Consider the following 25,109-nt stretch of genomic DNA (forward strand, 5'->3'; position numbering starts at 1 on the left):
GTCGGCGCAGAAGTCGTTCGTCCGGCTAAGGAGGTAGGCTGGTCGGAGGAAGTCTGACACGAAGAGGGAACGCATGCTGCTCGCCATCGTCAACGCCAAGGTCATCCCGGTCGAGGGCCAGGAGTTCGACGGCACGATCGTCGTGCGCGACGGCCGGATCGCCGAGCTGGGCGCCGACGTCGCCGTCCCGGAGGGCGCCGAGGTGCTCGACGCCGCGGGCGCTCAGGTCACGCCCGGCCTCGTCGACGCACACGTGCACCTCGGCGTGCACCCCGAGGGCGACGGTCCCACCGCGAGCGACACGAACGAGATGACGAACCCCAACACGGCGGGGGTGCGCGCGCTCGACGCGATCGACCCCTTCGACGAGGGCTTCGACCTCGCGCTCGCCGGCGGCGTGACGACGGTGAACGTCAACCCCGGATCGGGCAACCCGATCGGCGGCCAGGCGGTCACCCTCCACACGCACGGCCGGATCGTCGACCACATGGTGCTGCGCGAGCCCGCGGGCATCAAGAGCGCGCTCGGCGAGAACCCGAAGCGCGTCTACGGCGACAAGAAGGTCATGCCCTCGACGCGGATGGGCACGGCCAAGATCCTGCGCGACGCGTTCGTCGCCGCGCAGAACTACCAGCGCAGGCTCGCCGACCCCGACAAGGGCAGCCAGCAGGACGTCGATCTCACCATGGAGGCGCTCGGCAAGGTGCTGCGCCGCGAGATCCCGTGGCGCCAGCACGCGCACCGCGCTGACGACATCGTCACGGCCCTGCGGCTGCAGGCGGAGTTCGGCTACGACCTCATCATCGACCACGGCACCGAGGCGCACATCGTCGCCGACCTGCTCGCCGAGCGCGGCGTGCCGGTGCTCATCGGGCCGCTCTTCACCACGAAGTCGAAGATGGAGCTGCGCAAGCGCTCGATCGCGAACCCCGGCAAGCTCGCGAGGGCCGGCGTCGAGCTGTCGCTCATCACCGACCACCCGGTGATCCCCATCTCGTTCCTCGTCCACCAGGCATCCCTCGCGGTCCGCGAGGGCCTCGACCGCGAGACAGCGCTGCGCGCGATCACCATCAACCCGGCGAAGGCGCTCGGCGTCGCCGCGGAGGTCGGCTCGCTCGAGGTCGGCAAGCGCGCCGACGTCGTCGTCTGGGGCGGCGACTGGATGGACCCGATGGCGCGACCCCGCACGGTGCTCATCGACGGCCGCGTCGTCTTCGAGCACGACGCCGCCACCGGCGACGAGCGCATCGCGTCGCGCGACGAGGTGCCCCTGGCGCTGTCCGCGTGACGGGGCACCCCGGAGACGCGCTGAGCCCCAGCCGTCGCTTCACCACCCTGCTCGTGCTCGGGCTGCTCGCCGGGCTGGGGCCGTTCACGATCGACCTCTACCTGCCGGCGTTCCCGGCGGTGAAGGAGGAGTTCGCGACGACGGATGCGGTCGTGCAGCTCACGCTGTCGGCCACCACGATCGGCTTCGCGCTCGGCCAGCTCGTGGTCGGGCCGCTCTCCGACCGCATCGGGCGCCGACGGCCGCTGCTCATCGCCACGACCGTCCACGTGCTCGCGAGCGTCGGCGTCGCGATCGCGCCCGACGTCACGACGCTCATGCTGCTGCGCGTGCTGCAGGGCTTCGGCGCGGCGGCCGGCACGGTGGTCGCCATGGCGATGGTGCGCGACCTGTTCAGCGGCTCCCGGCTCGTGACCGCGCTCTCGCGCCTCGCGCTCGTGATCGGCATCGCGCCGATCGCGGCACCAGTGCTCGGCTCGTGGCTCCTCGGCCTGCTCGACTGGCGAGGGCTCTTCTGGGTGCTCGCGGGCTACGCGGTGCTCGTCATCGTGCTGCAGCTGCTCTTCCTGCGCGAGACGCTGCCGCCGCACCTGCGGCAGGAGCCCGGGCACTCCACGCTCCGGCAGCGCTACCGCGCCGTGCTGGGCGACCGCGTCTTCGTCGGCGTCGCGATCATCGGCGCGAGCATCTTCGGCGGCATGTTCGCCTACCTCTCCACCTCGTCGCTGCTGCTGCAGGAGGTCTACGGCTTCTCGCCGGAGGAGTTCGGCCTCATCTTCGCGCTCTGCTCGGTCGCGGTGCTCATCGGCACGCAGACCGCGGGCCGCGCGGCGAACCGCTGGGGTGCGCAGTGGGTGCTCGCGGTGTCGACGTCGCTGCTCATCGTGGGTGCATCGGCCATCATCCTGCTCGACCTCGCCGGGCTCGGCATCGTCGGCCTGGTGCCGCCGCTCGCCGTCTTCGCCTTCGCGTTCGGCCTCTCGATGCCGTGCGTGCAGTCGCTCGCGCTCGCGAACCACGGCCAGGAGGCCGGCACCGCGGCGTCGCTCCTCGGCGCGCTCAACATGTCGATCGCCGGGCTCGTGAGCCCGATCGTCGGGCTCTTCCGCATCGAGAACGCCATCCCGATGGGCGTCGTGATGCTGCTGTGCGGGATCCTCGCGACCTGCTCGCTGTGGCTCGTCGTGCGCCCGCGGCAGGTGCAGCCGATCGCGTGAGCGTGCGCGCGGGCTCGCGCGCCGCGACCGCGGCGCTCCTGGGCGCCGTGCGGTCGAGACCTAGGATGGCGACATGACCGACGAGCTGGCGAAGGCCCAGGCCGAACTCGAGGCGGCTCGGCAGGCGCAGGCCGCCGCCGCGGCCCGCCTTGCGGAGCTGCAGGCGGGCGAGACGCGCTCGAGGATCGACACCCCGCCGTCCGCGGCCGACGAGGCGACGCCCGAGGGCGCGCCGCCCGTCGCGGAGTCGTACACGCAGGCGCCCGAGGCAGAGACCGCGCCTGCCGACCCGGAGCACCCGTCGGAGCCCGGCGACCGCGTCGAGCCCGCGGCCACCGCCGGCCCGCTCAGCGTCGACGAGGTGGCCGCCGTGCGCGCCGGCTACGCCTTCACGGGTCCCGTGCTCGAGATCGGTGCGCTCGTCAACGGCGAGCCCGACGCGGCGACGCAGGTGCGCATCCCGCTCGCGATGGTCAATCGGCACGGCCTGATCGCCGGCGCGACCGGCACGGGCAAGACCAAGACGCTGCAGGTGCTCGCGGAGCAGCTCTCCGCTGCCGGCGTGCCCGTCTTCGCGGCCGACATCAAGGGCGACCTCTCCGGCGTCGCGACGGCGGGTGCGTCGAGCGAGAAGCTGCTCGCGCGCACGGCCGGCATCGGCCAGGCGTGGGAGGGCGCCGCCTTCCCGGTCGAGTACTTCGCGCTCGGTGGCCAGGGCACCGGCGTGCCGGTGCGCGCGACCGTGCTGTCGTTCGGACCGACGCTGCTCGCGAAGGTGCTGGGCCTCAACGACACCCAGGAGTCGAGCCTCGGCATCGTCTTCGCCTACGCCGACGAGCAGCGGCTGCCCCTCGTCGACCTCAAGGACCTGCGCGAGCTGCTGCTGTGGCTCACGGGCGACGAGGGAAAGGCGGACCTCAAGCGCCTCGGCGGCATCTCGACGCAGACCGCCGGCGTCATCCTGCGCGAGATCACCGCGTTCAGCGAGCAGGGCGCCGACGTGTTCTTCGGCGAGCCCGAGCTCGACACCCGCGCGCTCATGCGCACGACGCCGGACGGCCGGGGCGTCATCAGCCTGCTGGAGCTGCCGGACGTGGCCAGCCGCCCGACGCTCTTCTCGACCTTCCTCATGTGGCTGCTCGCCGACCTCTTCGAGGACCTGCCCGAGGTGGGCGACATCGAGCGGCCGAAGCTGGTCTTCTTCTTCGACGAGGCGCACCTGCTCTTCCAAGACGCATCGAAGGACTTCCTCACGGCCATCACCCAGACGGTGCGGCTCATCCGCTCGAAGGGCGTCGGCATCTTCTTCGTCACCCAGACGCCCAAGGACGTGCCCTCCGACGTGCTCGCGCAGCTCGGCTCGCGCGTGCAGCACCAGCTGCGCGCGCACACGCCCGACGACGCGACGGCGCTGCGGCAGACGGTGCGGACCTACCCGCGCAGCGGGTACGACCTCGAGGAGGTCCTCACGAGCCTCGGCATCGGTGAGGCGATCGTCACGGTGATGGACGAGCGCGGCGCGCCCACCCCGGTCGCCTGGACGCGCCTGCGGGCGCCGCAGGGCTCGATGGAGCCGACCCCGGTTGTCGCGATGCAGCAGAGCGTCCAGGCGTCGCCGCTGTCGGCGACCTACGGGCAGGCGGTCGACCGCGAGTCGGCGTACGAGCTGCTGCAGGCGCGGCTCGCGTCGGCGCAGCGCGCCGAGCAGGACGAGGCCGCTCGCGAGGCGGCCGAGCAGGAGGCGCAGCGGCTCGAGAAGGAGGCGCAGCGCCTCGAGAAGGAGGCGCAGCGGGGCCGCTCGACCGGCCGATCCTCCGGCGAGCGCGCCGGCGGCAACGTCGTGACCGACTTCATCGGGTCGCGCACCGGCCAGTCGCTCATCCGCGAGATCGTGCGCGGCGTGTTCGGCAACCGGCGCCGGTGAGCGTGACCGAGAGCCTCGAGGCTCGCGAGCGACCGCGCGGCCTCGCCGCCCTGACCGAGACGCTGCGCGGGCAGCTGCTGTCCCTCGCGGTGCTCGCGCTCGTGCTGATCGTGCTCACCGTCGTCGCACCCGGCGTCTGGGACGGGCCGTGGCTGTGGGCGAGCGTCATCGCGGTCGCGGTGGCGACCGGCGTCGCCCTGCTCGGGCAGGGGCCGCTCTACGACGCGCCCTGGATGCCGGTGCTCGTGCCGGCGCTCGACCTCCTCGTCATCATGCTGCTGCTCGGCGACGCGGAGGTGCCGCGCATCGTGGCGATGCTCGCGGTCGTGCCGGCGTTCTGGCTCGGCTTCGTCGCTCGCCGGCTCGGCCTCGTGATCGTCGCCGCCGGCGGCGTCGCGATGGGCATCGCGATGGCGCTGCGGATCGGAGCGTCGACGGGCACGACCCTCACGGCGAACGCGGTCGGTGCCGTGCTCGTGCCGCTCGCGCTCGTCGCCGCCGCCTACTTCGCCGACAGCTACACCGGCAGGATCGAGCAGCAGCAGCTCACCCTCCTCGAGCGGGAGCGCGAGAAGACCGAGATGGCGCGCCAGCTCGTCGCCGACGGCGTGCTGCTCGACAACATCTTCGACACCGCGCGCGTCGGCCTCATGCTGCTCGACGCCGACGGCGGCGTCGTGCGCATCAACCCGACGCTGAGCGGCCACCCCGCGCTCGACGGCACCGACCTCGAGCACGTGCTCGACGGCGCGAGCTTCCTCGACCTGGAGTCCCGGCAGCCGATCCCGTACGGGGCGATGCCGTTCCTGCGGGCCGCGCGCGGCGAGTCGTTCGACAACAGCCGCTTCTGGATCGCGCGCCCGGGCCACGACATGTTCGCCGTGACGGTGTCGTCGCGGCCGCTCATGGTCGACGGTGAGTTCCGCGGGTCGATCGCGTCGGTCGACGACGTGACGGCCTACATGCGCATGCTCGAGGACCGCGACGACTTCGTCGCGCTCATCTCGCACGAGCTGCGCACCCCGCTCACCTCGATCGCCGGGTACATCGAGCTGGCGATCGACGAGGACATGTCGGAGCAGCTCCGCTCCTGGCTGAAGATCGTGGAGCGGAACAGCACGCGCCTGCGCACGCTCGTGGAGGACCTGCTGATCGTCGGCGAGATGAGCCGCGGCGAGCTGCACCTCGAGCCTGGCGAGACCGACCTGCGCTCGGTCGCCCAGGACGCCGTCGCGACCCTCGCCCACCGGGCGCGGAACCGCGGCGTCGAGCTGCGGCTCGTCGACGGGCCGCCCGTGCCGCTCGTCGCGGACGCGCGCCGCGTGAGCCAGGTGGTCGAGAACCTCATCTCGAACGGCATCAAGTACACGAGCGACGACGGCTTCGTCGAGGTGCGGGTCGGCACAGAGGGCACCGACGCGCTGCTGCAGGTGAGCGACGACGGACCCGGTGTCGCGCCCGACGAGGCGGCCCGCGTCTTCGAGCGCTTCTACCGCTCGTCCGCCGCGCGAGCCTCGGGGGTGCAGGGTGCCGGCCTCGGCCTCTGGATCTGCCGGATGATCGCGCAGGCGCACGGCGGCGCGATCGCGTTCGACAGCGAGGTCGGCGCCGGTTCAGTCGCGACGGTCCGGCTGCCCGCCGGTCGCTGATGCGCCGGGCATGACCGCGTCCGGTGCATCCGAGGCGCCGGCGAAGCCGGTGCGGGTCATCTCGCCCCACACCTGCGTGCGGTTGGTGAGGCCGGCCCACCAGCCCTGGATGCGCCAGATCGCGGTGAGCTGGCGGTAGCCGAGGCTCTCGGCGACGACCGCCCAGAGCGTCGTGCCCATGTCGCGCCAGCGCTCGTAGCGGTGGAAGCTCGCCTCCTCGACGACGACCGCGGCGAGCGTGACGATGGTGCCGTAGACGTAGGCGACGATCAGCAGCAGCAGCGCCATCCCGGGGTGGACGGCGCCGACGAGCAGCCCGAGCACGACGAGCACGATGCCCACGAGCTCGATGAGCGGCGCGAACAGCTCGAAGAGCCAGTAGTAGGGGAGCGCCAGCATGCCGACGCGGCCGTAGCGGGGGTTCAGGAGCATGCTGCGGTACTTCCACAGCACCTCCCAGAGCCCGCGATGCCAGCGCCGCCGCTGCCGCGCGAGCACCTTGAGCGTCGAGGGCGCCTCGGTCCAGCTGACCGGCTCGGCCACGAACTCGACCCGGGACTCGCGATGGCCGTGGCGGATCCAGCGCTGGATGCGCATGACGAGCTCGAAGTCCTCGCCGATCGAGTCGGCGTCGAGGCCGCCCACGGCGATGAGCACGTCGCGGCGGAACATGCCGAAGGCGCCCGAGATGAGGATGAGCGCGTTGAGGTCCGACCAGGCGGTGCGCCCCAGCAGGAAGGCGCGCAGGTACTCGACCACCTGGATGCGGGTGATGAGCTCCTTGGGCATGCGGATGTCGACGATGCGCCCCGCCTGCACGCGGCTGTTGTTGACGATGCGCACGACGCCGCCGGTGGCGACGACGCGCTCCGGGTCGTCGGCGAACGGCTTCGACACCGACAGCAGCGCGTCGGGCTCCAGGATCGAGTCGGCGTCGACCATCACCACGAGCTCCTTGCTCGCGAGGTCGAGGCCGAGGTTGACGGAGTCGGAGCGCCCGGAGTTCTCCTTATCGACGACGAGCAGCGGCACGGCCGGGTCGGGGGAGCGCCACACGCCGCGCAGCGCGCCGCGCACGGGGATGCGTCCCGGGACGTCGCGCTCGTCGGGCACGAGCCCGAACCCCTCCTTGAGGAGGCGCATCGTGTCGTCCTTGCTGCCGTCGTTGACGACGATGACCTCGTGGTCGGGGTACCGGAGGTCGAGCACGGAGCGGACGCTCGTGAGGATGACGGCGGCCTCGTTGTAGGCCGGCACGATCACGCTCACGCCGAGGCTGAGCGGCGACGCGGCCATGGCGTCCTCGCCGCGGTGCTCGCTGCGGCGCAGGTAGCGGGCGAAGTGCCGAGCGGCGAGCAGCACGAGCAGCAGCATCGAGGTGTTCGCGAGGATGAAGTACGCCGCCGCCGGCCACGCGATGACGGCGAAGATCGCCTCGAGGGTGTCGTGCAGCCAGCTCACGCGCGCGCCTCCGCCCTCGGGAGCCCGGCTGCGCGCCGCACGCCGAGCTGCGCCTCGGCAGCGATCTCGGCGAGCGCGTCGGCGGTCCAGCTGCGGGGCATCGCGACGAGCGCCCGGGCAGCCGCCTCGCCGACCGTGCCGCCGTCGAGGGCGGCCGACCGGAGCGCCGGCACCGCGGCGCGCACGGGCATCCGCTCGAGCGACCGCATCGCGGCGAGCCGCACCGACTCGTGCTCGTCGGCCACCAGGCGGGCGAGCGCGTCGGCGGTGCCGGATGCCTGCAGCAGGCCGGCGACGCGCGCGGCGCCGCGGCGCACGCCCGGGTCGTCGTCCTCGAGCGCGAGCCGCACGCGGTCACCGACCGCGCCGCCCTGCTGCAGCAGCGCCGATGCCGCGACGCTCGTCGGGACGCCGCTGCCCTCGGCGAGCGCCGCCACGACGCGGTCGATCGCGGCGGGCTCGTCGAAGGCGCCGAGGGCGCGGATCGCGACCGTGCGGACGTCGGTGGAGGGGTCGTCCGCCAGCTCGAGCAGCAGCGCGAGCGCGCCGTCCGGCGCGAGCAGCCCGAGGGCCTCGGCGACGTCGGCCCGGATCACGGGGTCGCGGTGGTGCGCGGCCGCGATGACGCGCGGTGCGAGGCCGCTGGCGTCGGCGACGGCGCGCAGCCGGTCGGCGGCCTCGCCGGTGATGCCGCGCAGCATGAGCGACACCGTGCGGCCCACGTGCGCCCGCTCCTCGGCGTCGAGCGCGCGCACGCGGGCGAGCAGCGCGTCGACCTCGTCGTCCTCGGCGATCGACGCCTCGAGCACGAGCGGTCGCAGGCGCTCGTCGAGCTCGGCGCGCCGTCGCTCACGACGATGGCGCACGAGCCGCTGCGTGACGAGGCTGATGAGCATGCCGACCACGACGAGCGACGCGATGGCGAGCAGCCACCACAGCAGCGATGGCGGCAGCAGCGTGGTCATCCCAGCGCGGCGGTCACACGAGCGAGCAGCGCCCTCGGGCTGAACGGCTTCGTCACGTAGTGGTCCGCGCCGGCAGCGAACCCCGCCTCGATGTCCTTCTCCTGGCCCCGAGCGGTGAGCAGGATCACCGGTGTCCGGTCGCCGCGGTCGCGGATGAGGCGCAGCACGTCGATCCCCGACATCCCGGGCATCATGACGTCGAGCACGATGACCGACCAGTCGCCCTCGCTCGCGGCCTGCAGGGCCTCGGAGCCGTCGGCGCGCGTCTCGACCTCGAGCCCCGCGGACTCGAGCTTGATCGCGACGAGGTCGCGGATGTCGCGGTCGTCGTCGACGACCAGGATGCGCTTGCTCACGAGCGTGCTCCAGCACACCCGAACGAGCGCGGACTGCTTGGGCCCATCGGGTGCTCCAACGTGACGAGTCTGCTCTACCGGTGCTCTCACGGTACACCGGCGGCCATGGCCACGCCCGATCGGTCGCCCCCGGCACGGGAAGAGCCCCCGGCGGGGCCGAGGGCTCTTCGTGCGCGACATGCGTCGCGGGGCGGAGGATGGGGGATTCGAACCCCCGAGGGCTTGCACCCAACACGCTTTCCAAGCGTGCGCCATAGGCCACTAGGCGAATCCTCCAGGCCGGTCCCGAGAGACCAACCCTGCGATCCTACCCGGTAGCGGAAGGGGGCGAGGACCGAAGTCCTCGCCCCCTCCCGTCAGTGCTGCACTACGGGCAGATCGCGTACGCCGCGACCTGGGCCGACAGCGTCTGCTCGTCGCCGAGCAGGTACACCGGCGGCTGGTCGAGCCGCAGGCTCTCCGTCACCACGGCCGAGTCCACGCAGGACGAGCGCGACAGGTACAGCGGGGAGCCCTCGGCAGCCGCGAGCGCCGAAGCGGCCAGGGCGTCCGGGAACTTCTCGCCGCTGGCGATGTACATCGCCGGCACCGGTGCGTCGAACATCGCGCGGTTGACGAGCACGGCCGTGTCGAACCGGTCGGAGCCGCCGAAGCGGTTCACGGCCAGTCCGGCGTTGTCGAGCTGGAGCTCGATGCCGTTCGACATCGACTGCTGGTCGCCCATCAGGTACGCGTTCTGCACACCCAGTCGGTCGAGCTCAGCCACCGTCGCGTCGTCCAGACCGCCGGCCTTGCCGTCGACCAGGATGACCGGTGCGTCGATCGAGCCGGCAGCAGAGCCCGCCGTCAGCGCGTCGGGGAACGCGCGGCCGGTGGCCATGAACGCGGAGCCCGAGGCGTCGAAGGCGTAGGCGGCGATGAGACGGCTGGTCTCGTACCGGTCTGCGCCCGCGAGTCGGACGACCTCGGCCGCGAGCGGCTCGAGCGCATCCTCGACCGCGGCCGTCAGCGTGGGCTCTCCACCCACGATGACGATGCGCTCGGGTGCGAGTCGCTCGATCTCCTCCATCACGACGTTGTTCAGCGAGGCACGCGACGAGAGGAGCAGCGGGCCGCCCTCGTGCGCCGCGGCCGGAGCCGCTGCGAGGCCGTCGGGGAAGTTCTCGCCGCTGGCCACGTAGACGACGTCAGCGCCGCCCGGGTAGCCGTGCTGCGAGACCTCGACTGCGGTCTCATAGCGGTCGTCGCCTGCGAGCCGCTCGGGCACAGGCATCGTCGCGTCACCGGTCGTGACGTGCACGATCGTGGTGACGTCGGTGCCGGTGTACTCGACGACGCCCAGGTACTCGGAGTTCACGTCCAGGCCGTTCCACTTGGCCGTGTAGGTGAACTCCTCGCCGATCCCCACGTCCACCGAGGTGGGCTCGGTGCGGAACTGGCCCTCCTGCTGGCCCTCGCCGACACCGACGTGGTCGAGCGTGAAGCTCGCGGGCTCGCCGGCCTGGTTGACCGCGTAGACGTCCACGAAGGCGACGTAGTTCGCCGCCTGCGGGGCCTCGATGAGCAGCTCCTCGTCGGCAGAGCCGGTCGCGGCGACGATCTCCTCGACCGCCTGACCCTGCGCGTTGAGGCGGTACACGAACAGATCGAGATCCGTGGTGTCGTCCGCGGCGTCGAGCGAGAAGTAGTGCACGAGCTCGCCCTCCGGGATGGAGAAGCTGTAGTCGAACGAATCGCCCTTGGCGCCGGTGTCCGCACCGAGCTGGACGTACGGCGCGAGGCCGTTCGCCTCGAGGCCGATGGAGCCCTCGATGCCGGAGACCGCGGTGATCGGCGTCTCGCCGACCGTGCCCATGCCCTCGACCCACGTGGGCGCCGCGACGGCGACCGGCTGCACCGCGATGGGCGACCGGACCGTGTGCTCGGCGCTCGTCCAGGTGAGGAAGCCCGACGACCAGGTGCCGAGTTCGGCGCCGGCGGTCGTGAACGTCACCGTGTAGTCGAGCGTCTGGCCGGCGTCCGTGAACGCGAGCGACGCGGGCGACACCTCGACGTCGATGCCGGGCACGCCCTCGATCGACGGCGTGTACGTACCCGCCTCGAGCGACGTCACCGAGCGGGTGATCGTCTGCGTGCCTGCCAGCGAGCCGATCGCGATCGACGCCTGGTTGAGGTCGCTCGGATCGATCGGGCTGCCCACCCACTCGTCGGGCAGGATGTAGCCCAACCCGCGGAGGTAGCCGTACCAGTCGGCCGTGCCTGCCTCGTAGTACAGGCCCGCGTCGAGCATCGACTGCGTGTTCACGAAGCCCGCACCCTGTGCCCACGGGTCCGTCGAGACGGTCCCGTCGAGGTTGCGCGTGTCGGTCGCCGTCGTCATGAGCGCGGACTTGACCTCCGCCGGCGACGCGTTCGGGTGCGCACCCAGGTAGATCGCGCCGAGGCCCGCCACGTGGGGCGCCGACATCGACGTGCCCGAGAGGAACTCGAAGCTCGGCTCGCCGTCAGCCGGGTTGGGGCCGGCAGCGATGATGCCGACGCCCGGTGCGGTGATGTCCGGCTTGAGGACATCGCTGCCCTCGGCCAGCACCGGACCGCGCGACGAGAAGCCCGCCACGACAGGAGCGATCGTCTCGATGCCCGACGTGTTGCCCGGCTCGAACGAGATGACGGTGGTGCCGTCGGCGGCTGCGAGCAGCTCGTCGCGGTACTCGGCGTCGACGTGGATCGTCGGCACGGCGTGGTCGTCGAGGTCGATCGACCCCGGCGTCACGTTGACGAGCACCGTCGCGATGCCGCCGGCGTCTGCGACGACCTGCGACTTCTCGGCGCGTGCGTTGACCCCGCGGTCGCAGAGCACGATCTTGCCCGCTGCCGCCGCCTCGTCGAGGGTGTCGATCTGGCAGAGCGCCGCGTCCTCCGCGTCCACGCCCGCTGCCGGGATGTCGCCCGCGTAGATGAACTCGCCGCTGACGGTCTCAGCGTCGTCGCCCATCGGCACCGTCACCGAGCCGCCGGGGATGCGCACGTCGCCCGGGAGGACGACGGTCGCCTCGTAGTTCGGCACGCTGGCCGCGGCCACCGTGGTGTACCAGGGGGCGCCGTGGTCGAGCGTCGAGGCACCGGGGCCGTCGTTGCCCGCCGAGACGGAGACGAAGACACCGGCCGCGGCAGCGCCGAGGAAGGCGATGTCGTCAGCCGTGACGACCGAGGTCGCCGCGCCGCCACCGATGGAGAAGTTGATGACGTCGACGCCATCCTCCGTCGCCTGCTCGATCGCGAGGACGGAGTCGCTCGTCGCGCAGCCGTCGTCCTCGGTCGATGCGGGGTCGGGTCCGGACCAGCACACCTTGTACGCGGCGATGCGCGCCTCGGGCGCGACGCCCGACATGGTGCCGAGGTCGGCGCCGCCGGGCGACGTCACCGGCACGTCGGCGTTGCCGGCCGCCGTGGAGGCGGTGTGCGAGCCGTGGGCGTCGCCGTCGCGCGGCGAGAGGTACTCGCCCGGGACCTGCGTCTCGGTGCCGAGGTTCTCGGCGCCGAAGCCGTCGACGTAGTAGCGGGCCGACACGATCTTCGTCGAGCAGTCGGACGCGTCGAACTGCGCGCCGGTCTGGCAGACGCCGGTGAAGGTGTTGCCGTCGCCCTTCTCGTAGACGATCTGGCCCTGCGCGTTGAGGTAGGGCTCCGCACCGGGCGTCGTGCCCAGCGGGTCGCCCGCGAAGAGCGGGTTCTCGGGGGCGATGCCCGTGTCGAGCACGCCGACGACGACGCCCTCTCCAGCGGCGTCCACGCCGCCGACCTGCTCCCACAGGCCCTCGAGGTCGAGGTACTCGTTGGCGGGGCTCGCCTGGATCTGCTGGATCTCGTCCGGGAAGATCTGCGAGACGCGCGAGTCACGCGAGAGCTCGAGCGCCTGCTCCTGTGACAGGTCGGCGATGAACCCGTTCATCGTGACGGTGAGGTTCGCCGCGATCTGCGCGCCGATCTCCGAGGCCACCGCGGCCTGCTCCGTCTCGAGGTGCGCGGTGTACGCGTCGGCCGCGGCCGTGTCGAGGTCGATGTCGTCCGTGCCGACCGGTGCGGTGCGAGCCAGGTTCGGCAGGCCGCCGCGGTAGATGGCGAGCGGGTCCTGGTCGAGGACCACGATGTACCGACCGGCGTCGAAGCCGCTCGTGTCGATCGGCGGTTGCGTGGGAGCGGCGCTCGCCGCGGACGCACCAAGCACCGACGCCCCCGCGCTGAGCGCGAGGGCGGTGGTGAGTGCGATGCCGCTGCGAAGGCGCACACGCTTGGAATTCAGTGTGCTCACAAGGTGATCCTTCGTTCAGGACGAAGCCCCCGTCGTCGGGGGCGGATGCGCTCGAACCTATGCCTGGACTGTGGTCCGTGAACATGGGGCTGAGGAAGCGTTACCGTTTCGTGACCTCGCAGAAACAGGGCACTAGCCTGGGGGACGTGCCGACCCGCATCGTGATCGCGTCCCCGGAGGGACATGCCGGCAAGTCGATCGTCGCGCTGGGGCTCGTCGAGGCCCTCAGCCGCCGCGTCGGCCGGGTCGGCGTGTTCCGCCCCATCGCCCGCTCCTCGCAGGAACGGGACCGCGTGCTCGAGCTGCTGCTCGCCCACGACGCGGTCGACCTCGAGTACGACGAGGCGATCGGCACGACCTACGCCGCCGTCCACGACGACGCGGAGGCGGCCCTCTCGACGATCGTCGACCGGTACCACCGCATCGACGAGCGCTTCGATGCCATCGTGATCGTGGGATCCGACTACACCGACGTAGGCAGCCCTACCGAGCTCGGCTTCAACGCGCGCGTCGCCGCCAACCTCGGCGCGTCGGTGCTGCTCGTGCTCGGCGGCCACGACCCCGAGACCGACGCCCCTCGCACCCCCGACGAGCTGCGGCAGCTGGCCGAGGTGACGACGGCGGAGCTCACCGCGGCGCACGCGTCCATCGCGGGCGTGATCGTGAACCGCGCCGACCCGGATGCGATCGACGGCATCCCCGCCGCGATCGCGGATGCCGTGCCCGCCGAGGTGCCGGTGTGGTCGATCCCGGAGGACGCCCTGCTGAGCGCCCCGAGCGTCGGCACGCTCTTCCGCGCGACCGACGCGGAGCTCATCCGCGGCGACCCCGAGCTGCTGCAGCGGGAGTCGCTCGGCACCGTGGTCGCGGGCATGTCGATGGAGCACGTGCTCGAGCGCCTCATCGAGGGCGGCATCCTCGTGATGCCGGGCGACCGCTCCGACGTCGTCGTCGGCACGCTGCTCGCGCAGCAGTCCGACACCTTCCCGTCGATCGCGGGCATCGTGCTGAACGGCGGCTTCGAGCTGCACCCGGCGGTGCAGCGGCTGCTCGACGGCCTGGACCTCGACCTGCCGATCGGCCGCAGCCCGCACGGCACCTACGAGACCGCGCGGCGCATCGCCACCACCCGCGGCTCCCTCATCGACGGCACGCAGCGCAAGCGCGACGCCGCGCTCGCGCTCTTCGACGAGCACGTCGACGCCGACGCGCTCCTCGAGCGGCTCGAGGTCGCGACGAGCGACGTCGTCACGCCGCTCATCTTCGAGCACAGCCTCATCGAGCGGGCGCGGGCCGACGTGCGCCACATCGTGCTGCCCGAGGGCGAGGACGACCGCATCCTGCAGGCCGCGTCGACGGTGCTCGCGCGCGGCATCGCGCGGCTGACGATCCTCGGCGACGAGGCCGCGATCCGGCAGCGCGCCGCGGCGCTCGGGCTCGACCTGGCCGACGCCCGCATCGTCGCGACCGACGACGCCGAGCTGCGGCCGCGCTACGCGGCCGAGTACCAGCGGCTGCGCGCCCACAAGGGCGTCACGATCGAGCAGGCCATGGAGCGGCTGCTCGACGTCTCCTACTTCGGCACGCTCATGGTGCACACCGGCGACGCCGACGGCATGGTGTCCGGTGCGGCGCACACGACCGCGCACACGATCAAGCCGTCGTTCGAGACGATCAAGACGAAGCCGGGGGTCTCCGTCGTCTCGAGCGTCTTCCTCATGGCGCTCTCGGACCGCGTGCTCGTCTACGGCGACTGCGCGGTCATCCCGGAGCCGACCGTCGAGGAGCTCGCCGACATCGCCGTCTCGTCGGCGCAGACCGCGCGCGACTTCGGCATCGAGCCGCGCGTCGCGATGCTCTCGTACTCGACCGGCGAGTCGGGCACCGGTGCGGAGGTCGACCGCGTGCGGGCGGCGACCGCCCTCGTGCGCGAGCGCGCCCCCGAGCTGCTCGTCGAGGGTCCGCTGCAGTACGACGCGGCGGCGGATGCGGCGGTGGCGCAGAAGAAGATGCCCGACTCCGAGGTGGCGGGGCGGGCGACCGTCTTCGTCTTCCCCGATCTCAACACCGGCAACAACACCTACAAGGCCGTGCAGCGGTCCGCGGGCGCGCTCGCGATCGGGCCGGTGCTCCAGGGCCTCAACAAGCCGGTGAACGACCTCTCGCGCGGTGCGCTCGTGAGCGACATCGTGAACACGATCGCGATCACCGCCATCCAGGCGCAGGCAGAGGCCAGCGCGGGCGGCGCACCATGACGCGCTCGGTCTTCGTCATCAACGCGGGCTCGTCGAGCCTGAAGTACCAGCTCGTCGACGTCGACTCGGGCGCAGCGCTCGCGGGCGGCCTCATCGAGCGGATCGGCGAGACGACCGGCGAGGCCAAGCACGAGGCGCCGGGCATCGAGAAGGTCGTCGAGCGACGCGTCATCCCCGACCACGAGCACGCGTTCGGCTGGGTGCTGCGGCAGTTCGACCAGCACGGGCCGTCGCTCGACAGCGCCCAGCTGCTGGGCGTCGGGCACCGCGTCGTGCAGGGCGGCGCGCGCTTCGACCGCGCGGTGCGCATCGACGAGGACGTCCAGCAGCAGATCGAGGACCTCGCCCCGCTCGCGCCGCTGCACAACCCGGCCAACCTGCAGGGCATCCGCTCGGCGAGGGCGACCTTCCCGGGCTACCCGCACGTCGCCGTCTTCGACACCGCCTTCCACCTCACGATCCCACCGGCGGCGCATCGCTACGCGATCGAGGCGCAGGTCGCCGCCGAGCACCGCATCCGCAAGTACGGCTTCCACGGCACGAGCCACCAGTTCGTCTCGCGCCGCATGGCCGAGCTGCTCGGCCGGCCGCTCGACGACGTGAACACGATCGTGCTGCACCTCGGCAATGGCGCCTCCGCCACCGCTGTGCGCGGCGGGCGGAGCGTCGAGACGTCGATGGGCATGACGCCGCTCGCCGGGCTCGTGATGGGCACGCGCTCCGGCGACATCGATCCCGGCGTCATCTTCCACCTCCACCGGGTCGCCGGCCTCTCGATCGACGAGATCGACACGCTGCTCAACAAGCGCTCCGGGCTGCTCGGCATGACGGGCACCGGCGACATGCGCGACGTGCTGCAGGCCGCGGACGCGGGCATCGAGCGGGCCGTCGAGGCGCTCGAGGTGGTCGGGCACCGCCTCCGCGGCACCGTCGGCGCCTACCTCGCGCACCTCGGGCGCACCGACGCGATCGCCTTCACCGCCGGCATCGGCGAGAACGCGGCGCGGGTGCGGGAGATCGCCCTCGAAGGCCTCGAGGCGCTCGGCATCGTGCTCGATCCCGAGCGCAACGCTGGGCGCGGGGAGCGCCGCATCTCGGCCGACGGCTCCGCGATCGAGGTGTGGGTCGTGCCGACGAACGAGGAGCTCGAGATCGCCCGCCAGGTCGCCGACCTCGTCGGCTGACCCGCGCGATCAGCGATCGGCGAGCTCGCCGATCGCGAACTGGCTGAGCTGCTCGGCCGGTGCCGCCTGGCCGGTGTGCTGCGTGCCGAACTCGTCGGTCGCATCGGTGCCGCAGACGCCGAGGATGCGGTCGGGCCCGCCCGGGTGCTGCGCGATCCAGCCGGTGAGGTCGTAGACGGTGCCCTCGATCGCGACCCAGCAGCTCGCGGAGTCGTCGTGCTGCGCGACCTCGCCGATCGAGATGCCCCCGGTGCCCTCGCTGCCGCCTGCGCTCGCGCTCGCCGACGGCGCAGCGGCCGGTGCGGCGTCCGCAGCCAGGCCGCCCCAGACCGACGTCGCGCCGGTGTGGCCCGTGAGCACGGTGACGATGAGGGATGCTGCTGCGAGCGTCCCCAGCACGATCCCGACGATGACGCCCGTGACGCCGGTCGCGCGGCGCTGCCGGCGGCGCTTGCGCTGCCACAGCCACCACGCGAGCGTCGCGGCGAAGAGGATCCACGCCATCGCGACGAGCCAGTTGCCGAGCTCCTGGTGCTGGCCCGGCGCGCCGACCCGCGCTGCGAGCGCCTCACCGGAGAGCTTCGCCGCGAGCGAGCCGACCGCGGCGATGCCGAGCACCGCGACGACCGGCCACGCGAGCTGCGCGCGCCAGCGGGGCACGACGAGCATGAGCAGCACCGACAGCGCGCCGAGCGGGAGCAGCACGACGGGCACGTGCACCGCGAGCGGGTGCAGGGGCAAGCCGAACGCGAGGTCGAAGGGGCCGCTCGAGGCCGCGGGCGGAAGCATGCGCCAACCGTACTGGGCGCCGGCTTCGCGCTCGGCCGCTCGCCCGGTACGATGGTCCCGGCTCCCCGCGTGGCGCCATCCAGGCCAAATCCCCCAGGTCGGAGACGAAGCAAGGGCAACCGGGCTCTGGCGGGTGCGCGGGGAGTCCCTCATTTTGCGGCCCGTCGGTGGTCCCCTCATCGGAGCCGGTGTGCGGAAGCGGCCACCGGCGTGGGCGGCGGGAAGTAGCCTGAACGCATGGTCGCTGCCCTCTATCGTCGCTATCGACCGGAGTCGTTCTCCGAGCTGATCGGGCAGTCCCACGTCACCGACCCGCTCAGCACCGCGCTGCGTGCCGACCGCGTCAACCACGCCTACCTCTTCTCCGGCCCGCGCGGCTGCGGCAAGACGACGAGCGCGCGCATCCTCGCCCGCTGCCTCAACTGCGCCGAGGGTCCGACGCCCGATCCCTGCGGCGTCTGCGACTCGTGCGTCGAGCTCGGGCGCGACGGCGGCGGCTCCCTCGACGTCGTCGAGATCGATGCGGCGAGCCACGGCGGCGTCGACGACGCACGCGACCTGCGCGAGCGCGCCACCTTCGCGCCGAGCCGCGACCGCTACAAGGTCTTCATCATCGATGAGGCGCACATGGTGACCTCCGGCGGCTTCAACGCGCTGCTGAAGATCGTCGAGGAGCCGCCGGAGCACATCAAGTTCATCTTCGCGACGACCGAGCCCGAGAAGGTCATCGGCACGATCCGCTCGCGCACGCACCACTACCCGTTCCGGCTCATCGCGCCCGCGCCGATGCTCGAGTACGTGCAGCAGCTGTGCGCGAAGGAGGGCGTCGAGGTCGAGCCCGGCGTGCTGCCGCTCGTCGTCCGCGCCGGCGGCGGCTCGGGTCGCGACACGCTCAGCCTGCTCGACCAGCTCATCGCCGGGTCGGAGGGTCGCGTCGCCTACGGGCACGCCGTCGCGCTGCTCGGCTTCACCCACGGCGAGCTGCTCGACGAGATCGTCGAGGCGCTCTCGGCGGCGGATGCGCCGCGGCTGTTCGCGTCGATCGACCGGGTCGTGCAGTCCGGCCAGGACCCGCGCCGCTTCGTCGAGGACCTGCTCGAGCGGCTGCGCGACCTGATCGTCGCGCACGCGGCGAGCGATCCCGCGGCGATCCTGCACGGCGTGCCAGAGGACGAGCTCGCGACGCTCGTCGAGCAGGCCGGCGGCTTCGGCAGCGCCGAGCTCTCACGCGCCGCCGACATCGTGGCGAAGGCGCTCACCGACATGGCCGGCGCCACGAGCCCGCGCCTGCACCTCGAGCTCATGGCCGCGCGACTGCTCGTGCCGGAGTCGGGCGACCCCGAGGTGGGCACGCTCGCGCGCGTCGAGCGGCTCGAGCAGCGCCTCGACGGCGGGGTGCCGGCTGCGGCTCCCGCCGCGTCGCCGTCGGTGCAGCCCGCTGCCCCCGCGCGGGCCGCGTCCGCGCCCGCAGCGCCGCCGACGCGGCCCGCCGCGCCCGCGGCGACGCCCGCACCCGTCTCCGCGCCTGCGCCGACGCCGCAGCGCGCGGCCGCCTCCGCGCCCGCTCCGGCCCGCGAGGAGCCGGCTCCGGCTCGTGCACCCGAGCGCTCGGGTGCGGCGGCCGGGACGGGGTCGACGAGCGGTGCAGGGGAGCCGCGAGCGGCGCAGCCGGCGCAGGCGGCGCCGGAGGTCGCGCCCGCCGAACCCGTCGCCTTCGCGCAGCTGCGCGACGCGTGGGACGAGGTGCTCCAGCAGCTCGCCGACCAGAACCGCTCGGCGTGGATGGTGGCGGCGACGATCACCCCGAAGGAGCTCCGGCCGGGTGACGTGCTCGTGCTGAGCTTCCGGTCGGAGGCCGACGTGCAGCGCTTCCGCGAGTCGCAGGCCGGCAAGCCGAGCATCGCCGACCTGCTGCGCACCGCTATCAGGTCGCTGCTGGGCATCGAGGTGAAGTACGTCGCCCGTGCCGAGCCGTCGTCGCGCGGCTCGCGCGAGCCGTCCGCCGACGCCGACGCCGACGCCGACCGAGGGGCGGGGACAGCGCCGACCGCTCGTGCTGCCGCGCCCGCGCAGTCGACCGCGCCTGCGCCGTCGACCACCGGCACGTCGCGCACCGCAGCCCCGCGCACCGCAGCGCCGTCCACCGCAGCGCCGTCCACCGCGCCGGCGCCTGCGGCGGCCGAGCCCGCGCCCGCATCGACGCAGCAGGCGGCTGCGCGCGCCCCGAAGGCGACCGCATCCGCACCCGCGGCGCGGCAGGGCACGACAGAGCCGGCCGCCGCGACGGCCGTGACCGGCTGGGCCGTCGCGGTGATCCCGACCGACGCCGAGGCGCCGCCCGAGGACCTGCCCGAGCAGGCGCTGCCCGACCAGCCGGAGCCCGACCCGTTCTCCTTCGTCTCGGCGCCCGATGCGCCGGAGGGCACGCCGCTCGCGCCCGAGGTCGAGGCAGCACCCGCTGCGCCCTCGCCCATGCGCGCCGCGCGCGCGAGCGAGCCGGTCGCGCCGGAGCCGGTGCTGTCGGCGTCGCAGGCCGCGCGCTATGGCGAGTCCGTCGTGCGTGAGGAGCTCGGAGCCGAGCTGATCGAGGAGCGCCCGCGGGTGCGAGGGGAGCGCTGAGCGCGTGTACGACGGCATCGTCCAGGACCTGATCGACGAGCTGGGCAGACTGCCCGGCGTCGGTCCGAAGTCGGCGCAGCGCATCGCCTTCCACATCATCCAGACCGAGACCTTCGACGTCGACCGGCTCGCGACGATCCTGCAGACCGTCCGCGAGCGGGTCCGGTTCTGCATCATCTGCGGCAACATCGGCGAGGAGGAGCGCTGCGCCATCTGCCGCGATCCGCGTCGCGTGCCGACCGCCATCTGCGTGGTCGAGGAGGCGAAGGACGTCGTCGCGATCGAGCGCACGCGCGAGTACCGCGGGCTCTACCACGTGCTCGGCGGCGCCCTGAACCCGATGCAGGGCATCGGCCCCGACCAGCTCCGCGTCGCGCAGCTCATGACGCGGCTCCAGGACCCGACGGTCGAGGAGGTCATCATCGCCACCGACCCCAACGTCGAGGGCGAGGCGACCGCGACCTACCTCATCCGCTCGCTGCTGCCGCTCGGCGTGCGCGTCTCCCGGCTCGCGAGCGGCCTGCCGGTCGGCGGCGACCTCGAGTTCGCCGACGAGATGACGCTCGGCCGCGCGTTCGAGGGGCGTCGCACCGTCGAGCGATGACCGCGGCACGCTCGTCGTCGCCGCCGTCTGGCCGGGATCAGCACGCACCGCCGCCTAGACTTGAGCAGTCCAGGACTCCAAGGAGCGGTGTGAGCCTCATCGTGCAGAAGTTCGGCGGGTCCAGCGTGGCCGATGCCGAGAGCATCAAGCGCGTCGCCAAGCGCATCGTCGAGACGCGCAAGCGCGGTGACGACGTCGTCGCGGTCGTCTCCGCCATGGGCGACACGACCGACGAGCTGCTCGACCTCGCCCACGCGGTCGTCCTCGGCCTGCCGGCCGTCGGCCGAGAGCTCGACATGCTGCTCACCGCCGGCGAGCGCATCTCGATGGCGCTGCTCGCGATGGCGATCAAGTCGCAGGGCGCCGACGCCGTCTCGTTCACGGGCAGCCAGGCCGGCATGCTCACCGACGACCGCCACGGCGCCGCCCGCATCGTCTCGGTCACGCCCGACCGCGTGCGGCACGCGCTCGACAAGGGCCAGATCGCGATCGTCCAGGGCTTCGCCGGCTTCAACAAGGTGACCGGCGACATCACGACGCTTGGCCGCGGCGGCTCCGACACCTCCGCCGTCGCGCTCGCCGCAGCGCTCGACGCCGACGTGTGCGAGATCTACACCGACGTCGACGGCGTCTTCACCGCCGATCCCCGCGTCGTCCCCAGGGCTCGGCGCATCGCCCGCGTCACGAGCGAGGAGATGCTCGAGCTCGCCGCCGCCGGCGCGAAGGTGCTGCACATCCGCAGCGTCGAGTACGCCCGCCGCCACGGCGTCACCCTGCACGTCCGCTCGTCGTTCACGAACGACGAGGGCACCATCGTCTACGACCCAGAGAGAGCAGGCTCCACCATGGAAGAGCCGATGATCGTCGGCGTCGCGCACGACCTGTCGGAGGCCAAGGTCACCGTCGTCGGCGTCCCCGACGTGCCTGGCACCGCTGCCCGCATCTTCACGATCGTCGCCGAGACCGGCGCGAACGTCGACATGATCGTGCAGAACGTGTCGGAGGCGGCCACCGGCCGCACCGACATCTCCTTCACGCTGCCGAAGGAGGAGGCCGGCGGCGTGCTGCAGGCGCTCGAGTCGCACCGCTCCGACGTGGGCTTCGCATCGCTCCAGCACGACGACCAGATCGGCAAGCTCGCGCTCGTCGGCGCCGGCATGCGCACGAACGCGGGCGTCTCCGCGCGCCTCTTCAAGGCGCTGTCCGACGCCGGCATCAACATCGAGATGATCTCGACCTCCGAGATCCGCATCTCGGTCGTGACGCGCGCCGACCAGCTGGTCGACGCCGTGCGGGTCGTGCACACGGCGTTCGAGCTCGACGGCGACGACGAGGCCGTCGTGCACGCGGGGACCGGCCGATGATCCGCCGGCTGAGCGAGGAGCCGGGCGAGGCCCGCGCGCTGCGCCTCGGCGTCGTCGGCGCGACCGGGCAGGTGGGCGGCGTCGTGCTGCGCCTGCTCGCCGACCGCGGCCTGCCGATCGAGGAGCTGCGGCTCTTCGCCTCCGCCCGCTCGGCGGGCTCGACGATCGACTTCCAGGGTCGCCAGATCGTCGTGGAGGACGCGGACGCCGCCGACCCGACGGGGCTCGACGTCGCGATCTTCTCCGCCGGCGGCGCGACCTCGCGCAGGCTCGCGCCGAGGTTCGCCGAGGCGGGCGTCGTCGTCATCGACAACTCGTCGGCCTGGCGCATGGACCCGGACGTGCCGCTCGTGGTCTCCGAGGTGAACCCGCACGCGATCGCCGGCGCGGTCAAGGGCATCATCGCGAACCCGAACTGCACGACGATGGCCGCGATGCCCGTGCTGAAGCCGCTCGACCTCGAGGCCGGCCTCGTGCGGCTCGTCGTCGCCACCTACCAGGCGGTCTCCGGCTCCGGCATCGCCGGCGTCGAGGAGCTGCGCGGCCAGCTCGCGGCCGCCGCCGACCAGCACCCCGAGCGCCTCGCGCTCGACGGCTCAGCCGTCGACCTGGGGGAGCCGCGCGTCTACACGGCGCCGATCGCGCACAACGTGCTGCCGCTCGCCGGCAGCATCGTCGACGACGGCTCCGAGGAGACCGACGAGGAGCAGAAGCTCCGCAACGAGTCGCGCAAGATCCTCGAGCGCCCCGAGCTGCGCGTGGCCGGCACGTGCGTGCGCGTGCCGGTCTTCTCTGGCCACTCGCTCGCGATCCACGCGGAGTTCGAGCGCGACCTGTCGCCCGAGCAGGCGCGCGCGCTGCTCGAGCACGCGCCGGGCGTCGAGCTCGTCGACGTGCCGACCCCGCTGCAGGCCGCCGGCGCCGACGCCTCGCTCGTGGGCCGCATCCGCGCCGACCAGTCGGCGGAGCCCGGTCGCGGCCTGGTGCTGTTCGTCTCGAACGACAACCTGCGGAAGGGCGCGGCCCTCAACGCGGTGCAGCTCGCGGAGCTCGTCGCGCACCGGCTCGGCTGACGCGGCGCGCGGTGTGAGCGGAGGGCGGGGCCGGTCGGTCCCGCCCTCCGCTGCATCTCAGGCCTGGCGGTCCTGCTCGTCGTCCTCGCCGGCCGCGGCGTGGGCAGCGGCGTCGGTCGCGCTCGCGTCGCCCTCCCCGTCGCTGTCGACCGTGCTCCCGTCGCCGGTCACCTCGACCCACTCCTCGGCGGGCGAGGGAGCGGGCTCGGGCTCGGGTGCGGCCTCGAACGTGCCGCCGCCGGCCACGCGAGCCTCGGGGTCGTCCGTGCCGACCTTCGAGCCCACCCAGTGGCGGGCGTCCGCTGCCTTCTCGCCGAGCGTCTGCCCCGCGCCCTGCGCCTGCTCGCCGATCTGTCCGGCCTTGTCCTTGACCCACTCCGCGGCGTCGCCGAGCTTGTCCTTCGCGTCGTCCAGGATTCCCATGTGCGGCTCCTTCTGTCGTGTGTCGGCGCGCCCATGCTAGGCCTGCGCGATCCATAGCGGATGGACGCGAACGGGGTACGGATGGAAGTCGTAGACTCGACGGCGTGACGAAGACCATCGATGTCGCCCTGATCGGCGGCGGAATCATGAGCGCGACGCTCGGCGCGCTCCTGCACCGCCTCGAGCCCTCGTGGACCATCGAGGTCTTCGAACGGCTGCCGAAGGTCGGCGAGGAGTCGTCGAACCCCTGGAACAACGCCGGCACGGGGCACGCCGCGCTCTGCGAGCTCAACTACACGCCCGAGGCGCCCGACGGCTCGATGTCGAGCGCGAAGGCGATCGACATCAACGAGCAGTTCCAGCTCTCCCGCCAGCTGTGGGCGTCGTTCGTCGAGGACGGCACGCTGCCCGACCCGCGCGGCTTCATCTCGGCGACCCCGCACATGACCTTCGTGTGGGGCGAGCAGAACGTCGACTACCTGCGCCGGCGCTGGGAGCTGCTCAAGGACGAGCCGCTCTTCGCCGGGCTCGAGTACTCCGAGGACGCCGAGGTCATCCGCTCCTGGGCGCCCACCCTCATCCCCGGCCGGAAGAAGTCGCAGCCGATCGCCGCGACCCGCTCGACCGACGGCACCGACGTCGACTTCGGTGCGCTGACGCGGATGCTGTTCGGCAGGCTGCAGGACGACGGCGTGATCGTGCACACCGACACGACCGTCTCTGGCCTCAAGCGACTCTCCGACGGCACCTGGCGGCTCAAGGCCCGCCGCGAGGTCGGCATGACCCCCGCCGAGGTGCAGGCGCGCTTCGTCTTCGTCGGCGCCGGCGGCGGCGCGCTCAAGCTGCTGCAGCAGTCCCGCATCCCGGAGGCCAAGGGGTTCGCGGGCTTCCCGATCACCGGCGCCTTCCTGCGCACCGACAACCCCGAGGTCGTCGCGCGCCACAACGCGAAGGTCTACGGCAAGGCGAGCGTCGGCGCTCCGCCGATGTCGGTCCCGCACCTCGACACCCGCGTCGTCGACGGCGAGGCGAGCCTGCTCTTCGGCCCCTACGCCGGCTTCAGCCCCAAGTACCTCAAGACCGGCTCGTACACCGACATGTTCGAGACGATCAAGGGCCACAACCTCATGCCCATGATCCGAGCCGGCCTGGCGAACCTGCCCCTCGTCGGCTACCTGGGCGGGCAGGTCTTCGCCTCGCGCGCCCAGCGCCTCGACGCCCTCCGCGAGTTCATGCCCGACGCGCGCGACGAGGACTGGCGGCTCATCACCGCCGGCCAGCGCGTGCAGGTGATGAAGAAGGATCCCGAGAAGGGCGGCGTGCTGCAGTTCGGCACCGAGGTCGTGACCGGGGCGGACGGCACGATCGCCGGCCTGCTCGGCGCCTCGCCCGGCGCATCCACCGCCGTCCACATCATGCTCACCATCTTCGAGCGGTGCTTCCCCGAGCACATGCCGAAGTGGCGCGACACCATCCGCGAGCTGATCCCCAGCTACGGCTCGAAGCTCAACGCGGATCCGGCTGCTGCGCGGGAGAGCATCGCGCGCACCGCCCGGGTGCTGCGACTCGTCGACGAGCCCGAGCGCCAGCTCGAGGCGGCTGCGTCCGCAGCTGCGACTCCCTGAC

The 25,109-nt window shown here is 72.6% G+C and carries 17 protein-coding genes, 1 tRNA gene and 1 other RNA gene; 12 read left to right on the forward strand and 7 right to left on the reverse strand.

Features of this window, described 5'->3' with window-relative positions; genetic code table 11:
• Positions 1-73: 73 nt before the first annotated feature.
• The 4 genes from ABIB37_RS07710 to ABIB37_RS07725 all read left to right on the forward strand — a co-directional run bounded on the left by ABIB37_RS07710 (position 74) and on the right by ABIB37_RS07725 (position 6,078).
• Complete coding sequence (locus ABIB37_RS07710) at positions 74-1,288, forward strand: amidohydrolase (protein ID WP_354258828.1); 1,215 nt, start codon at positions 74-76, stop codon at positions 1,286-1,288.
• The gene (locus tag ABIB37_RS07715) at positions 1,285-2,505 is read left to right on the forward strand and encodes a multidrug effflux MFS transporter (RefSeq protein WP_354258830.1); all 1,221 of its coding nucleotides are present in this window, start codon (positions 1,285-1,287) and stop codon (positions 2,503-2,505) included. The genes ABIB37_RS07710 and ABIB37_RS07715 overlap by 4 nt, the downstream gene beginning before the upstream one ends.
• Positions 2,506-2,578: 73 nt before the next feature.
• Entirely contained in the window at positions 2,579-4,429 is a 1,851-nt protein-coding gene (locus tag ABIB37_RS07720; RefSeq protein WP_354258832.1) for a helicase HerA-like domain-containing protein, read from the forward strand.
• A gap of 2 nt (positions 4,430-4,431) precedes the next feature.
• A complete protein-coding gene (locus ABIB37_RS07725; protein ID WP_354258835.1) occupies positions 4,432-6,078 on the forward strand; it encodes a sensor histidine kinase in 1,647 nt (548 codons plus the stop codon).
• Here the strand turns inward: ABIB37_RS07725 and ABIB37_RS07730 are convergent.
• From ABIB37_RS07730 to ABIB37_RS07750, 5 genes are all read right to left on the reverse strand, one after another.
• The gene (locus tag ABIB37_RS07730; RefSeq protein ID WP_354258838.1) at positions 6,043-7,539 is read right to left on the reverse strand and encodes a glycosyltransferase family 2 protein; all 1,497 of its coding nucleotides are present in this window, start codon (positions 7,537-7,539) and stop codon (positions 6,043-6,045) included. The genes ABIB37_RS07725 and ABIB37_RS07730 overlap by 36 nt on opposite strands.
• Entirely contained in the window at positions 7,536-8,504 is a 969-nt protein-coding gene (locus ABIB37_RS07735; protein ID WP_354258841.1) for a HEAT repeat domain-containing protein, read from the reverse strand. Before ABIB37_RS07735 ends, ABIB37_RS07730 begins: the two co-directional genes overlap by 4 nt.
• The gene (locus tag ABIB37_RS07740) at positions 8,501-8,860 is read right to left on the reverse strand and encodes a response regulator transcription factor (protein ID WP_245989700.1); all 360 of its coding nucleotides are present in this window, start codon (positions 8,858-8,860) and stop codon (positions 8,501-8,503) included. Before ABIB37_RS07740 ends, ABIB37_RS07735 begins: the two co-directional genes overlap by 4 nt.
• A 191-nt stretch (positions 8,861-9,051) precedes the next feature.
• Positions 9,052-9,136 (reverse strand) — tRNA-Ser (locus tag ABIB37_RS07745).
• A gap of 91 nt (positions 9,137-9,227) precedes the next feature.
• The gene (locus tag ABIB37_RS07750; protein ID WP_354258844.1) at positions 9,228-13,172 is read right to left on the reverse strand and encodes a cell wall-binding repeat-containing protein; all 3,945 of its coding nucleotides are present in this window, start codon (positions 13,170-13,172) and stop codon (positions 9,228-9,230) included.
• 146 nt (positions 13,173-13,318) lie between these two features.
• Between ABIB37_RS07750 and pta the strand changes: the two genes are divergently transcribed.
• Together pta and ABIB37_RS07760 are read left to right on the forward strand one after the other, a co-directional pair.
• Positions 13,319-15,427, forward strand: a complete 2,109-nt coding sequence (gene pta, locus ABIB37_RS07755) for a phosphate acetyltransferase (RefSeq protein WP_354258847.1) — start codon at positions 13,319-13,321, stop codon at positions 15,425-15,427.
• Positions 15,424-16,611: an acetate/propionate family kinase gene (locus ABIB37_RS07760; RefSeq protein WP_354258850.1), complete on the forward strand. Its 1,188-nt coding sequence runs from the start codon at positions 15,424-15,426 to the stop codon at positions 16,609-16,611. The genes pta and ABIB37_RS07760 overlap by 4 nt, the downstream gene beginning before the upstream one ends.
• Positions 16,612-16,620: 9 nt before the next feature.
• Here ABIB37_RS07760 and ABIB37_RS07765 read toward each other — a convergent pair whose 3' ends face one another.
• Complete coding sequence (locus tag ABIB37_RS07765) at positions 16,621-17,400, reverse strand: cytochrome b5-like heme/steroid binding domain-containing protein (RefSeq protein ID WP_354258853.1); 780 nt, start codon at positions 17,398-17,400, stop codon at positions 16,621-16,623.
• A gap of 56 nt (positions 17,401-17,456) precedes the next feature.
• Here ABIB37_RS07765 and ffs point away from each other — a divergent pair.
• From ffs to ABIB37_RS07790, 5 genes are all read left to right on the forward strand, one after another.
• Positions 17,457-17,553: signal recognition particle sRNA small type (ffs, locus tag ABIB37_RS07770), an RNA gene on the forward strand.
• 84 nt (positions 17,554-17,637) lie between these two features.
• The gene (locus ABIB37_RS07775; protein ID WP_354258855.1) at positions 17,638-20,019 is read left to right on the forward strand and encodes a DNA polymerase III subunit gamma and tau; all 2,382 of its coding nucleotides are present in this window, start codon (positions 17,638-17,640) and stop codon (positions 20,017-20,019) included.
• A 4-nt stretch (positions 20,020-20,023) separates the two neighbouring features.
• On the forward strand, positions 20,024-20,623 hold the full coding sequence (recR, locus tag ABIB37_RS07780) for a recombination mediator RecR (RefSeq protein ID WP_354258858.1): 600 nt from the start codon (positions 20,024-20,026) through the stop codon (positions 20,621-20,623).
• A gap of 89 nt (positions 20,624-20,712) precedes the next feature.
• Positions 20,713-21,987 (forward strand): aspartate kinase, encoded by a 1,275-nt coding sequence (locus tag ABIB37_RS07785; RefSeq protein WP_354258861.1) that lies wholly within the window; start codon positions 20,713-20,715, stop codon positions 21,985-21,987.
• Positions 21,984-23,060 (forward strand): aspartate-semialdehyde dehydrogenase, encoded by a 1,077-nt coding sequence (locus ABIB37_RS07790; protein ID WP_123696156.1) that lies wholly within the window; start codon positions 21,984-21,986, stop codon positions 23,058-23,060. Before ABIB37_RS07785 ends, ABIB37_RS07790 begins: the two co-directional genes overlap by 4 nt.
• Before the next feature lie 57 nt (positions 23,061-23,117).
• Here ABIB37_RS07790 and ABIB37_RS07795 read toward each other — a convergent pair whose 3' ends face one another.
• Positions 23,118-23,483 (reverse strand): hypothetical protein, encoded by a 366-nt coding sequence (locus ABIB37_RS07795; protein ID WP_354258863.1) that lies wholly within the window; start codon positions 23,481-23,483, stop codon positions 23,118-23,120.
• Positions 23,484-23,587: 104 nt separating this feature from the next.
• Here ABIB37_RS07795 and ABIB37_RS07800 point away from each other — a divergent pair, with 104 nt between their 5' ends.
• On the forward strand, positions 23,588-25,108 hold the full coding sequence (locus ABIB37_RS07800) for a malate:quinone oxidoreductase (protein ID WP_354258866.1): 1,521 nt from the start codon (positions 23,588-23,590) through the stop codon (positions 25,106-25,108).
• Position 25,109 lies beyond the last annotated feature (1 nt).

Origin of the sequence: Agrococcus sp. UYP10 (assembly GCF_040547205.1) — a bacterium.
GTDB lineage: Bacteria > Actinomycetota > Actinomycetes > Actinomycetales > Microbacteriaceae > Agrococcus > Agrococcus jenensis.